A 12,559-nucleotide genomic window follows, 5' to 3' on the forward strand; every position below is an offset into this window, starting at 1 on the left:
AAAAGGGATGAAATGGAGGAATGAAGAAACTGGCATCGGCAATCCTCCTCCTGAGTGGGATCCCGTCAAGCAATTGGAAGGGATTGGAGTCTACCTTAAAAAACCGCCCAACAGTTGACGGATTAGAAAGCTGGTCTTTCAGATTACCTATCCCACACTAGACCCGTAATAGGAATCTTCCTTTGGAAAGGGCAAAGGAATCGTCTATGCGTAATGTTTTTATTGTTCTTATTATGGTTGTTCTTTCGGCGGTTGCCGGTTGGGCATATGAGGACAAGGTGGCAAACTTCTTCAGGAATTGCTTCCTGAGGCGTACAAAGAAGTTTTTGGAAATGAAAAAGTCAACGCAGGTCCCGCTATTAAAGAAAATGATAGGTGAGTTGATGAATATATTTGACTATATAAATTTTAAATTGAGTTTGACGTTTTTTACAGTTTTTGTGGCATACGGGTTATTTACAGGTTTAAAAGTTGCAGAAGCTACTAAGAATGATTTGGCAGATTTTTCAGAGCCAGATTTTGGTTTTTCGATAACTCCTCCTCATGGATGGGTTATTGATAAAGATGGGTCCGAAACGCTTACTTCTCAGACTCATCAAAACAATAAAAATAATTACGGTGTTGTTTTTATTTCTGATAAACGAAATATTGAGCCAATGCACCTTAATTTAATGCTTATGTTTGATAAGTCCAACGTGCAAGTTCCTGATTTGGAAGGTCTTACAAAAGACTTAAGCCAATTGGAGATGGAGTATGGTGGAGGTTCGAAGGATGATAGAAATGTCTATAAATCACAGACATTGTCGATTGGTCGGTGGAAAGGAATCCAGACCGTAATGTGTACTTCTTATCCAAGCGGACCCACATGCAACCTGGTACAACACGTGACAAGACTGTATTCATCTCAGGGGATGATTACAATTTTATTTAATATCAGTAAAGAAGAGTACCCGTCCTATGAAAAAGAAGTGGATCAGGTTTTGACTAGTATTAAGGAGATTCCCATGGTTAGCAAACCACTTTTGCCAATATGTCAGAAAAATGCAATAAGAATTACGGAAGTGAACTGGGAAAAAAGAATGGATTACCTTTCTTCCATAGAGATTTTGATAAAGGCTAATTTAACTAATTTAAACGACACGATTTGCATGGTGAAAGTCGTTTTTCAAATGATTGATAAAAATGGAGAAATTATAGTTAAGACCCAGTCCTTGGGTTATAAAGAACTAAAGAAAAAAGAGAGCAAATCAGTTTCGGATACTGAAGATGTTAAAAAAGCATTGTTAGAAAGAGTCGTTGAAATTCGAGCTCTCGTTAGTCAAATTCAATAAATCGTTTTTATTTAAGTCGGTTTTTAAAATATGAGGTTTTATGTTGAAAAGATTCGTTTCATTTAATACGTGATTGCAAGACTTTCACGCATGTAAGGACGATAGGTGAAGAGATGAATCTATTCGACCCTAAAAAGATTAATTTAAATGTGATGTTTTTTACAGTTTCCATTTTTATGGTGACTGGCTTATTTATGGGGTTAAAAACTGTGGACGCCACTCCCAAGTATAATTTGGAAACATTTTCAGAACCAGATTTTGGTTTTTCCGTTATCCCCCCAACCGGGTGGAGGATGGATGAAAACTGAAAATGAAATTGTTCAAGGCCCATCTGTTTTAGACCATTTTGGGAGTTTAGTAACCGGTGCCACAATAGGATTTGCCGGGGCCTCGGCATTTGTAAAAGAAGGAATACAAGCGGGGGGTAAAGGCAAGAGTTGGAGAAATTATTCAAGCAGAATCTCCTGTTCCTATTGGTTCAAACAGTCTCGCCAAGGGCACAAAAGATCTAGCAAGTAAGTTTGAAACATGGGGAAATCCAGCGACCCTTGAGATTCATTTCAAGGATCACGCGGCTGATTTTGGTGCCAAAAGCGAAGCGGAATATGCTCAAAAAGCATCAGATTTCTTTAAACAAGGTCAAAAACAAGGCTTGCCAACCAAGATAGATCCTGAAACCGGGGTCATTCGAATGTATGATTCGGAGACTAATTCGTTTGGTGCCTTTAACCCCGATGGAACAACGAGGACGTTTTTTAAACCTCCCAGTCAAGCTATTTTGACCGACAACCAGGGGTTGAACCCTTTAATTTTCAGGGAAATAGTCCATGATTTACACATGTCCGGTCTGTGGATTTCCAAGTCTTGATGAACTTCCTCGAAGTGAATCAGGCGGGGGTTCTTACGAGATATGCCCTTCTTGTGGTTTTGAGTTCGGGTATACCGACGATGATCAAGGCTATTCATATGAGCAATGGCGGAAAGTATGGATAAAAAAAGGGATGAAATGGAGGAATGAAGAAACTGGCATCGGCAATCCTCCTCCTGAGTGGGATCCCGTCAAGCAATTGGAAGGGATTGGAGTCTAAAGAGTGGGGAAAGATATGACAAAGTAATAGTTCTTCAGTCAGCATGTATAACGGGCATTAAAGGAATGAAAGATATACCATTCACAGAAGAGGATATCAGCCAAATCATTGTAACTCATGATAAATGGAAATTTAACGAAGAAAATACCTAAGAACTTTCGATGGGATAAACTTGGAAATCCAGCACGTTGGTGGGCATAATAATTCATTTTTATTTTAAAAGTAATTCCAAAGATGAGGAATCATGACGGGGAAAGAAGGTATGTATAGGATTATGGAAAGTCTTTTATATTTTATTAACAGGCAATCTATAAAAAGAAAATTATCCAAATTATTCTTCCTCCTTGGATTCTTGGCTATATCATTATTTAGCATAATGGATAGTTATGCTGATGATGATTTTTTCACGAATATTCAATCTTCTTCATCCATATTTCCCGATGGAATTGATAATCGCGGGAAGACGAGTATTGCGGGAATATTTACCGGAACCTTAGAACACAATATTCCTATTGAAACTCCTCCAGGGAGAAACGGGATGGCACCAAACTTAAATCTGACCTATCGTAGCAACAATGGCGATGGATGGGTTGGATTCGGTTGGGAACTGGAAGTCGGCTCAATAGAGCGTAATACCAGGTTAGGGCTTGATTATGCTTCAACCTCTACCGATTTTGTGTTACGGATGCCAGGAATGAGTGGAGAAATTGTGCCGGTTTCTAATGGGGAGTATCATGCGTTGATTGAGGACGGTCAGTTTTACAGAATAAGACCCCTTACTCAAGAATGGAGCGGTTTCCGAATATCTGGCCTATTACCCGTATGGAGAGATAAGAGCGAAGCCCATTGCTTCCATAGACGTTCATCATAAATTTACCGGGCAGGAATATGATGATGAAACGGGGTTATATTTTTATGGCGCGAGGTATTACGATCCGATTTTGGCTAGGTTTATTAGCCCGGATACGATTGATCCACGTCTAGAAAACCCTCAAACACTCAACCGCTACAGTCATGCATTAGATAATCCGGTTAAATTTGTTGATCCGAACGGTCATTTTGCATTTATTCCTTTCCTTGTCGCAGGTGCGGCTGCATTTGCCTGGGATGCCTTTCACACCCCGGATATCGCTAATGGCCCTAAAACTGAAAATGAAATTGTTCAAAGCCCATCTGTTTTAGACCATTTTGGGAGTTTAGTAACCGGTGCCACAATAGGATTTGCCGGGGCCTCGGCATTTGTAAAAGAAGGAATACAAGCGGGGGTAAAGGCAACAGTTGGAGAAATTATTCAAGCAGAATCTCCTGTTCCTATTGGTTCAAACAGTCTCGCCAAGGGCACAAAATAGCTAGCAAGTAAGTTTGAAACATGGGGAAATCCAGCGACCCTTGAGATTCATTTCAAGGATCACGCGGCTGATTTTGGTGCCAAAAGCGAAGCGGAATATGCTCAAAAAGCATCAGATTTCTTTAAACAAGGTCAAATACAAGGCTTGCCAACCAAGATAGATCCTAAAACCGGGGTCATTCGAATGTATGATTCGGAGACTAATTCGTTTGCCTTTAACCCCGATGGAACCACGGCGACGTTTTTTAAACCTCCCAGTCCAAGCTATTTTGATCGACAACCAGGGGTTGAACCCTTTAATTTTCAGGGAAAGAGTCCATGATTTACACATGTCCGGTCTGTGGATTTCCAAATCTTAATGAACTTCCTCGAAGTGAATCAGGCGGGGGTTCTTACGAGATATGCCCTTCTTGTGATTTTGAGTTCGGGTATACAGACGATGCTCAAGGTTATTCATATGAGCAATGGCGGAAAGTATGGATAAAAAAAGGGATGAAATGGAGGAATGAAGAAACTGGAATTAGTCATCCCCCTCCTGAGTGGGATCCCGTCAAGCAATTGGAAGGGATTGGAGTCTACCTTAAAAAGCCGCCCAACAGTTGACGGATTAGAAAGCTGGTCTTTCAGATTACCTATCCCACACTAGACCAGTAATAGGAATCTTCCTTTGGAAAGGGCAAAGGAATCGTCTATGCGTAATGTTTTTATTGTTCTTATTATGGTTGTTCTTTCGGCGGTTTCCGGTTGGGCATACGAGGACAAGGTGGCAAACTTCTTCAGGAATTGCTTCCTGAGGCGTACAAAGAAGTGTTTGGACACGAAAAAGTAAACGCGGGTTCCGCCAATAAACCTAAAGACGATAGGTGAATTAATGAATCTATTCGACCCTAAAAAGATTAATTTGAACGTGATGTTTTTTCCAGTTTTCATTTTTATGGTGACTGGCTTATTTATGAGGTTAAAAACTGTGGACGCCACTCCCAAGTATGATTTGGAAACCTTTTCAGAACCAGACTTTGGTTTTTCGATTACCCCTCCGGGTGGATGGAGGATGGATGAAGCGGGCTCCGATGAACTTACAAAGGAGTCCCATCAGAAAAATAAAGATAACCGTGTAGTGGTTTTTGTTCCTGAGAAACTGAATGTTGATCCAACTTTGCTGAGTCTATTCATAGAATTTGATAAGTCTTTTACTGAAATTCCAAATTCAGAAGACCTTACAAAGAAACTAAAAACATTAGAGCAACAGGTTAAAGGCGGATCAAAAGCAAAGGTCCATCAATCAAGAACTGTGTCGATTAGCGATTGGAAAGGGATCCAAACCGTAGTCTGTACCCCTTTTGGTTCAGGATCTGATTGTAATTTGGTCCTTCATGTAACCCAGTTGTATTCTCCGCAGGGGTTGATCACGATTCAGTTTAGTATCATTAAAGAAAAGTATTCCCTTTATGAGAAGGAAATTGACCGGGTTTTGGCAAGTATTAAAAAGATACCGATTGTCAGTCAACCCTCATCACCAAAATGCCAAAAAGATTTAATAAAGATAAATGAAGTTAAATGGGAAAAAGGGTTTGATTATGGCGAATCAATACAAATATTGTGGTATGTCTCCGTGACAAATTTAAATAACGCAACCTGTCTAGTGGAAGTCGAGTTTCAAATGATTGATAAAAATGGAGAAGTTGTGCTTAAAGACCGGATTCCTGTATTTGAGGAGTTAAGTAAAATGGAAAGTAAATCCATTTTTGGCCCTAAAATTGAAAAAAATAAAGTGATAGACCAAGTCGTTGAGACTAGGGCTTTTATAAGTCAAATTCAATAAATTGTTTTTATTCAAATTGGCTTTTAAATTATGAGGATTTATGTTGAAACAATTCGGTTCATTTAAGATTAATTCAAACTCATTCATAAGAAAAAAAGCTCTGTTATTTACCTTTTTTTGTTTCTTTATTCCCTCTTTCCTTTTCATAACCAATAGTCATGCTGAACTGACCGATAATGCAATTCAACTGACTTTGTCCATCCCTCCCGGGGATTATATCCAAAGAGGAGACACCAGTACGCAAGATCAATTTACAGGCACATTGTCATATAACCTGCCAATAGAGGTTCCTCCGGGCCGAAAAGGGATGGCTCCTGACTTAAACCTGACCTATCGCAGTGGAAATGGAAATGGCTGGATAGGTTTGGGCTGGGAACTGGAAGTGGGATCGATTGAGCGCAAGACCAGATTAGGGCTTGACTATGCTTCAGCAGACTTTGTTTTACGGTTACCGGGTTATAACGTCGAACTTGTGCCTATTTCCAATGGAGAGTATCGGGCCCAGATCGAAGGGAAGTTTTATAGAATAACCCCTCTAACTCAAGGATGGGAAGTTCAAGATAAAAACGGAGTGATATATCTTTTTGGAGAAAGCTCAGCTTCGCGCCAGGATAATCCCTCTAATTCAGCGCAGATTTTCAAATGGTGTCTGGATAAGGTAATCGATACGAACGGAAACTTTATGAATTTTGTCTACAACAAAGATATAACCAATGGCCAAATTTACTTAGACCGAATTGAATATTCTGGAAATGGCTCTAGTCTTCCTACCAACTATATCAAATTTAATTCTTAAGGGTAATCCATGCGTAAATTAACGGTTTTGTTTTTTAAGATATGCTTTTGTTTTGGTGTTTTCTATCTGGTTTTTCCTCCGATGGGATGGGGTGCCCCTCCCGTGGCGGATGAAACCCTCGCATTAGGAACCGCCTTGAATACGTTTCAGGGGGGGGACTTTGATAACGCGATCATTCAATTAACCGATTTTATTGGTAAATTTCCGGATTCTTTGAAAAGAGATCAAGCCTGCTTTTTTCTGGGAGAAGCTCATTTTAAACGGAGTCATCTTTTGGAGGCAAAAGAGTCTTATCAACAAATTGTAGACCATTTCCAGGGCTCATCTTATTATCCGCAGGCTTTTTCCCAGGTGGCCTATATTTCTTTTGATTTGGGTCAGTGGGACCAGGCTCAATCCCTGTTTAAAGAACTTTCCGAAGAGACCACGGACCCACAGAAACAAAATGAAATTTATGACAAACTTTACGAGATCAGCGTCAGGAAAGAGGAATGGGTTAAGGGCATCGGGATCCTTCTTGAAAAATTAAGAATTCTTGCGAACTCTGCCGAACAACAAGGGGTGCGTAATAAGATTCTTAGCGTGATTCAGGAAAAATTGGGAAAAAAAGATCTCGAAATCCTTATTGACCAGTATCCCAGGGGTTTTCCGGGAGATGATGCTTACTTACAGCTCATTTCGATCTATGACGCTGAGAAGGATACCTTTCATTTAGAGAGAACGATTAAACACTTCCTCGAAATATTTCCAAAACGTGAAAACATTGACCTGCTGAAGCAGAAACTCAACGCCATATCTGAAAAAGCAAAAAAACATAAGACGATTATCGGAGTTTTGGTTCCTTCTTTGAAAAAAGCGGAAGAAATCACCGATCAGGTGATCAATGGCGTCAATCTGGCATTATGGGAATACCAAAAAACAACCAATGACGATTCTATTGGTTTGGTTTTTAAGGAGTTAGGAAATCAACCCGGTAAAAACGCGGCTGATATCGAAGCCTGGATTAAAGAGTACTCCCCTAAAGCGGCCATTGGCCCCCTTTTGAGCAAAGAATTCGAAAGTCTGTCGGGCCTTGCGGATACCTTCTCCCTTCCATTTATTACGCCAACGGCGACCCATTCAGGGATTACGATGCGGTCGAAATTTTTGTTTAGAAACGCTCTAACAAACGCCGTTCAGGCAAAAGAAATTGCTGATTATGCCATTACCCAGGGCGGGCTAAAAAGGTTTGTTATTTTTTATCCTAACAATTCGTATGGAGAAGAGTTATCCAGGGTGTTTTCGGCGGAGGCGACCCGTTTGGGAGGAGAGATCATCGCCGTGGAGACTTATTCGCCGGACACTTCCGATTTTTCTTTGCAGATTAAACACCTTATTAAAACGGATCTGTCAAAATACGGGATTGAGGGGGATAAAACAGACGGGAAAGAATTTAAAAACCAAATCAAACGGGAATATACCCCTGGTTTTGACGCAGTTTTTTTGCCGGGAGAAGGGACTAAAGCAGGACTCATTCCTTCTCAAATGGCCTTCTTCGATGTGACGGGAGTAACTTTTTTAGGCGCCAACGGGTGGAATTCTTCTGATTTCCTCAAGGCGGGCGGGAAATACCTTGAGGGAGGGATTTTTGTGGACGGTTTCTTTAACGAATCTCCTTCACCTGTTGTTTCCCGGTTTGTCCAGAAATATCAAAAATATTTTCAGAGCGAACCGACCATTTTTTCGGCTCAGAGTTACGACGCAATGGAACTGATTCTTCAAGCGTTGAAAAATGGCGCGACGACGGGCAATCAGGTCAGAAATTCGCTCCTGGGAATCACCGGCTTTGAGGGCGTTTCCGGAATAAACCGTTTCAGTCCGGATGGAGAGGGCGAAAAAAAGCCCTTTATTCTACAGATTAAAAATGGTAGGTTACAACAAATAAACTAAACCCAAGAACAGCGATAGGATTTGTAACTCTTTGTTTTGCCTGTCATCGCGAGCGCCCGCAGGGTGCGTGGCGATCTCGGTTCACGATGGCGAGATTGCTTCGCTTCGCTCGCAATGACAACTTTCTATCGCTGTTCTTGGGCTAAAGTGAAGCAACGTGACACAGGCCCCTGAATAAAATGACGAAAAAATCCTTATTTAATAAAATTTTGATCGCGAACCGGGGAGAAATCGCCCTGAGGATCATTCGGGCCTGCAAAGAGCTGAAAATTTCTACCGTCGCGATTCATTCCGAGGTTGACGCGACGACCCTCTATGTCAAAAAGGCGGACGAAGCCTGTTTGGTGGGCCCCGGCCCGATTGCCGGTTACCTTAATATCTATAAAATTATTGAATTGGCCAAACAAAAGGGAGCCGATGCGATTCATCCGGGTTATGGTTTTCTGGCTGAAAATCCCGATTTTGCCCGGGCCTGTGAAGAAAATGGCATCACATTTATAGGACCCGGCGCTGAAACCATCCGAAAGATGGGAAATAAAATTCAGGCCCGGCAAACCATGAAAAAGGCGGGAATTCCAATTGTTCCGGGAATTCTTGAATCTCTGGATTCGGCGGAAGATGCCGTTAAGGCGGCGAGTCAAATCGGATTCCCGGTCATTCTAAAAGCTTCCAACGGCGGGGGGGGGAGAGGTCTTCGAGTCTGTTTCAACGAAGAAGATTTAAAAAAACATTATCCCATCATCCAGATGGAATCTCAGACAGCTTTCGGAAGCGCGGAAGTCTATCTGGAAAAATATTTTGAGGCGCCCCATCATATTGAATTCCAGATCCTGGCCGATTGTTTTGGAAACGTTATTCACCTCGGAGAGCGGGATTGTTCGATTCAAAGGCGTCATCAAAAATTGATTGAAATCGCTCCCTCCCTTCTCCTGACCGAAGCGTTACGGAAAAAAATGGGTAAAACCGCCGTTGCGGCCGCAAAAGCGTCAAATTATGTAACTGCCGGAACCGTGGAGTTTTTGGTCGACGCTCACTCGAATTTTTACTTCCTGGAAATGAATACGAGGATTCAGGTGGAACATACCGTGACCGAAGAAGTGACCGGCGTCGATATTGTCAAGGAGATGATAAAACTGGCGGCCGGGGAGCCAATATCCTGCCAACAGAAAGATATCAAATTTCAAGGATATGCGATGGAATGCCGGATCAATGCTGAAGATCCTTTAAAAAACTTTATGGCGACACCGGGAAAAATTACGGCCTATTATTCTCCTGGAGGGTTCGGGGTTCGCATTGATGGCAACGTCTACAGTGGGTATACGGTTCCTCCTTATTATGACTCTTTGCTGGCCAAGTTGACCGTCAAAGGGTGGACCTGGGAAGAAACGGTTGACCGGATGTACCGGTGCCTCGATGAATATGTCATCCGGGGGGTCAAAACGACCATTCCCCTTTATAAAAAAATCATGCGCGATGAAATGTTTAGGAATAAATCGTTCGATACCAACTACATTCAAAATAATTTTGACCGGCTGGTGTATGGCAAAGAAGAAGACCGGAGAGATCTTGTTTTGGCTATTTCCGCCGCAATTGTGGCCCATTCCAGAATGAATGTCCATGTCATCAATTCATAAAACATGATGAACAAGGGAACCCCGTTGAATCCGAAAACGCCTAAAAAACCGATAAAAATTACAGACACGACGCTTCGGGACGCGCATCAGTCCCTGATCGCAACCCGGTTGAGAACTGAAGACATGCTCCCCATTGCTCCCAAAATAGACCAGGTCGGCTACTGGTCGGTTGAAATGTGGGGGGGAGCCACGTTTGACGCGGCTCTTCGTTATTTAAATGAAGACCCCTGGGAAAGAATTCGGAAATTAAAAATCGTCATGCCGAAAACGCCTTTCCAGATGTTATTGAGAGGCCAGAATATCGTCGGATATCGTAATTATGCCGACGATGTTGTTGAAAAATTTGTCGAGACGGCCATCGGAAACGGCATTCAAATCCTTCGTATTTTTGACGCTTTAAATGATTTCAGGAATATCAAAACGGCCATTAAAGCGGTGACGAAATATGGTGGAAAAGTAGAAGGAACATTGTGTTATACGGTTAGCCCGGTGCATCAAATCGACACGTTTGTGGATCTGGCGAAAAGGCTGGAAGATATGGGGTCTGACACGATTTGCATAAAGGATATGGCAGGAATCTTATCGCCCTATATCGCCTCCCATCTGGTTGAAAAAATTAAAAAATCAACGTCAGTGCCGCTTCATCTGCATAGCCATGATACCAGCGGGATGGCCGTTGCCACAAATATTAAAGCCATTGAAGGCGGGATTGATATTATCGATGGCGCGATTTCTTCCCTGGCGAACGGAACTTCTCAGCCGCCAACGGAAGTTTTCGTGAATATTTTAAAGGGAAGCCCGTATGATCCGGGTTTGGATTTAAACCTTTTGGCGGAAATCGCGGAGTACTTCAGGGAGATCCGGAAAAAATATAAGATTTATGAGTCTGAATTTACAGGGGTGGATCCCAATGTTTTGATTTACCAGATTCCCGGGGGAATGACCTCAAATCTGGCTTCCCAACTCAACGAACAGAAAGCTCTCGGGAGAATGAAAGAGGTCCTCGATGAAGTTCCGAAGGTCAGAAAAGATCTTGGATATCCTCCTCTGGTCACACCGGCCAGCCAGATCGTCGGGACGCAGGCCACCTTGAACGTCTTGACCGGGGAGCGTTATAAGGTGATCACGACCGAAACACGGAATTTTCTCAAGGGGTTGTATGGGAAACCCCCGGCCCCCATGAATGAAGAGGTGAGAAAGAGGGCCGTTTCGGACGAAGAGATCATTGAAGGAAGGCCGGCGGATTATCTTGAACCCGAGCTCGAAAAAAATCAGCAAGAACTAAAGGGTAAAATAAAAAATATCGAAGACTTGATCAGCTATACCTTATTCCCGAAAATAGCCCTCGAATTTTTTTCTTTGAGAGAAAAAGGCCAGATCAATAAACCGATTAACGAGCCGGTTAAAAATGATCAGGCCGCGCCTCCTGTTCCGGTACTCGCTCCGAGTGAGTTCAATATTAAGGTTCATGGCGAAACGTACCATGTAAAAGTGGGCGGAATGGGGCATCAGGGAGAAGGAGGCAGACCCTATTTCATTTATCTCGATAATCAGCTTGAAGAGGTGATGGTTGAGTCTCTAGTCGAAATTGTTCCAAGCGAAGAAGGGCGAATCGATAAAAAAGTAGGCGGAAGATCGACCCGGCCGAGAGCCGCCCAGCAGGGTGATATCACCGCGGCCATGCCGGGAACGGTGATGAAAATTAATATCCAGGTGGGGGATAAAGTCCGCGCAGGGGATACCGTTTTGATCGTTGAGGCCATGAAAATGGAAAATGAAGTCCACACCCCGATTGCAGGAGAGGTAAAGGCAATCTATGTCACCGAAGGCGATAAGATTAATCCGGATGAGGTTCTCGTCATGGTTCGGGCTGGTTAATGGAGGCATTTTATCCGATTTTCGCCCAGATTGCGGTTTCGGCAATACCGATTTTATTTGCCATTACCCTGCATGAAACGGCCCATGGGTGGGTGGCTAATAAGTTAGGAGACCCCACAGCCCGGCTTCAGGGCAGACTGACGTTAAATCCGGTTCCTCATATTGATCCGATGATGACCGTCATTTTTCCGATCATGACCCTCATTCTTTCACGGGGGGCGTTTATTTTCGGAGGCGCCAAACCGGTGCCTGTTAATTTTGGAAATTTAAGAAATCCGAAAAGAGACATGATTTTGGTTGCCGCGGCAGGCCCCGGCATAAACCTGGGGATTGCTTTGATCGCGGGGCTGCTTTTTCGTTTTCTGACCGGAATTTATCCGGGCATCTTTGCCTATATTCACTCCTCAAATCATTTTTCCACCTGGTCGCAACTGGATATGGCGATTACGGTTCCGCTTGGTTTAATGCTCCTTGCAGCGGTCAAATGGAATGTGCTTCTGGCGGTTTTTAATATGATTCCGATCCCCCCGTTGGATGGAGGACGGGTCATGGTGGGCCTTCTCCCGGTTAGGTTTTCAAATCTGCTGAGCCAACTGGAACCGTTCGGAATTTTTATTGTTATTTTATTGATTTTTATCGATCCCCTGGGACTGACATCCCATCTGATTTTCAGAACCATGCATTTGATTTCGTGGTTTTTTGTAGGGGTCGACCCTTTCATGGTATAAGAGAG

At 42.8% G+C, this 12,559-nt stretch carries 12 protein-coding genes; all 12 read left to right on the plus strand.

Features of this window, described 5'->3' with window-relative positions; genetic code table 11:
* The first annotated feature begins 206 nt into the window (after positions 1–206).
* The 12 genes from HYR79_04440 to HYR79_04495 all read left to right on the plus strand — a co-directional run bounded on the left by HYR79_04440 (position 207) and on the right by HYR79_04495 (position 12,554).
* The gene (locus tag HYR79_04440; GenBank protein ID MBI1820938.1) at positions 207–1,331 is read left to right on the plus strand and encodes a hypothetical protein; all 1,125 of its coding nucleotides are present in this window, start codon (positions 207–209) and stop codon (positions 1,329–1,331) included.
* A 113-nt stretch (positions 1,332–1,444) separates the two neighbouring features.
* Positions 1,445–1,639, plus strand: coding sequence for a hypothetical protein (locus HYR79_04445; GenBank protein ID MBI1820939.1), 195 nt, complete (start codon positions 1,445–1,447; stop codon positions 1,637–1,639).
* On the plus strand, positions 1,629–1,850 hold the full coding sequence (locus tag HYR79_04450) for a hypothetical protein (GenBank protein MBI1820940.1): 222 nt from the start codon (positions 1,629–1,631) through the stop codon (positions 1,848–1,850). Before HYR79_04445 ends, HYR79_04450 begins: the two co-directional genes overlap by 11 nt.
* Before the next feature lie 308 nt (positions 1,851–2,158).
* Positions 2,159–2,419, plus strand: coding sequence for a hypothetical protein (locus tag HYR79_04455; protein MBI1820941.1), 261 nt, complete (start codon positions 2,159–2,161; stop codon positions 2,417–2,419).
* Between the two features lie 244 nt (positions 2,420–2,663).
* Positions 2,664–3,290: a hypothetical protein gene (locus tag HYR79_04460; GenBank protein ID MBI1820942.1), complete on the plus strand. Its 627-nt coding sequence runs from the start codon at positions 2,664–2,666 to the stop codon at positions 3,288–3,290.
* Positions 3,226–3,768, plus strand: a complete 543-nt coding sequence (locus HYR79_04465; protein ID MBI1820943.1) for an RHS repeat-associated core domain-containing protein — start codon at positions 3,226–3,228, stop codon at positions 3,766–3,768. Before HYR79_04460 ends, HYR79_04465 begins: the two co-directional genes overlap by 65 nt.
* Positions 3,769–4,638: 870 nt before the next feature.
* Positions 4,639–5,589 carry a hypothetical protein gene (locus HYR79_04470; protein MBI1820944.1) on the plus strand — a complete coding sequence of 317 codons (951 nt, stop codon included), beginning with the start codon at positions 4,639–4,641 and terminating at the stop codon, positions 5,587–5,589.
* Positions 5,590–5,629: 40 nt separating this feature from the next.
* A complete protein-coding gene (locus HYR79_04475; GenBank protein ID MBI1820945.1) occupies positions 5,630–6,385 on the plus strand; it encodes a hypothetical protein in 756 nt (251 codons plus the stop codon).
* 9 nt (positions 6,386–6,394) lie between these two features.
* Entirely contained in the window at positions 6,395–8,314 is a 1,920-nt protein-coding gene (locus HYR79_04480) for a penicillin-binding protein activator (protein ID MBI1820946.1), read from the plus strand.
* A 179-nt stretch (positions 8,315–8,493) separates the two neighbouring features.
* Entirely contained in the window at positions 8,494–9,948 is a 1,455-nt protein-coding gene (gene accC / locus HYR79_04485) for an acetyl-CoA carboxylase biotin carboxylase subunit (GenBank protein MBI1820947.1), read from the plus strand.
* Between the two features lie 6 nt (positions 9,949–9,954).
* On the plus strand, positions 9,955–11,826 hold the full coding sequence (gene oadA, locus HYR79_04490) for a sodium-extruding oxaloacetate decarboxylase subunit alpha (GenBank protein ID MBI1820948.1): 1,872 nt from the start codon (positions 9,955–9,957) through the stop codon (positions 11,824–11,826).
* Positions 11,826–12,554 (plus strand): site-2 protease family protein, encoded by a 729-nt coding sequence (locus HYR79_04495; GenBank protein MBI1820949.1) that lies wholly within the window; start codon positions 11,826–11,828, stop codon positions 12,552–12,554. The genes oadA and HYR79_04495 overlap by 1 nt, the downstream gene beginning before the upstream one ends.
* The last annotated feature ends 5 nt before the right edge of the window (positions 12,555–12,559 follow it).

Source organism: Nitrospirota bacterium (genome assembly GCA_016178585.1).
Lineage (GTDB): Bacteria > Nitrospirota > Nitrospiria > JACQBW01 > JACQBW01 > JACOTA01.

Bases quoted from the DNA above. Each gene is read 5' to 3' on its own strand.
- HYR79_04460 (MBI1820942.1), top strand. From the start codon at position 2,664: ATGACGGGGAAAGAAGGTATGTATAGGATTATGGAAAGTCTTTTATAT.
- accC (MBI1820947.1), top strand. From the start codon at position 8,494: ATGACGAAAAAATCCTTATTTAATAAAATTTTGATCGCGAACCGGGGA.
- HYR79_04455 (MBI1820941.1), top strand. From the start codon at position 2,159: ATGATTTACACATGTCCGGTCTGTGGATTTCCAAGTCTTGATGAACTT.
- HYR79_04470 (MBI1820944.1), top strand. From the start codon at position 4,639: ATGAATCTATTCGACCCTAAAAAGATTAATTTGAACGTGATGTTTTTT.
- HYR79_04450 (MBI1820940.1), top strand. From the start codon at position 1,629: ATGAAAACTGAAAATGAAATTGTTCAAGGCCCATCTGTTTTAGACCAT.
- oadA (MBI1820948.1), top strand. From the start codon at position 9,955: ATGAACAAGGGAACCCCGTTGAATCCGAAAACGCCTAAAAAACCGATA.
- HYR79_04445 (MBI1820939.1), top strand. From the start codon at position 1,445: ATGAATCTATTCGACCCTAAAAAGATTAATTTAAATGTGATGTTTTTT.
- HYR79_04495 (MBI1820949.1), top strand. From the start codon at position 11,826: ATGGAGGCATTTTATCCGATTTTCGCCCAGATTGCGGTTTCGGCAATA.
- HYR79_04480 (MBI1820946.1), top strand. From the start codon at position 6,395: ATGCGTAAATTAACGGTTTTGTTTTTTAAGATATGCTTTTGTTTTGGT.
- HYR79_04440 (MBI1820938.1), top strand. From the start codon at position 207: ATGCGTAATGTTTTTATTGTTCTTATTATGGTTGTTCTTTCGGCGGTT.
- HYR79_04475 (MBI1820945.1), top strand. From the start codon at position 5,630: ATGTTGAAACAATTCGGTTCATTTAAGATTAATTCAAACTCATTCATA.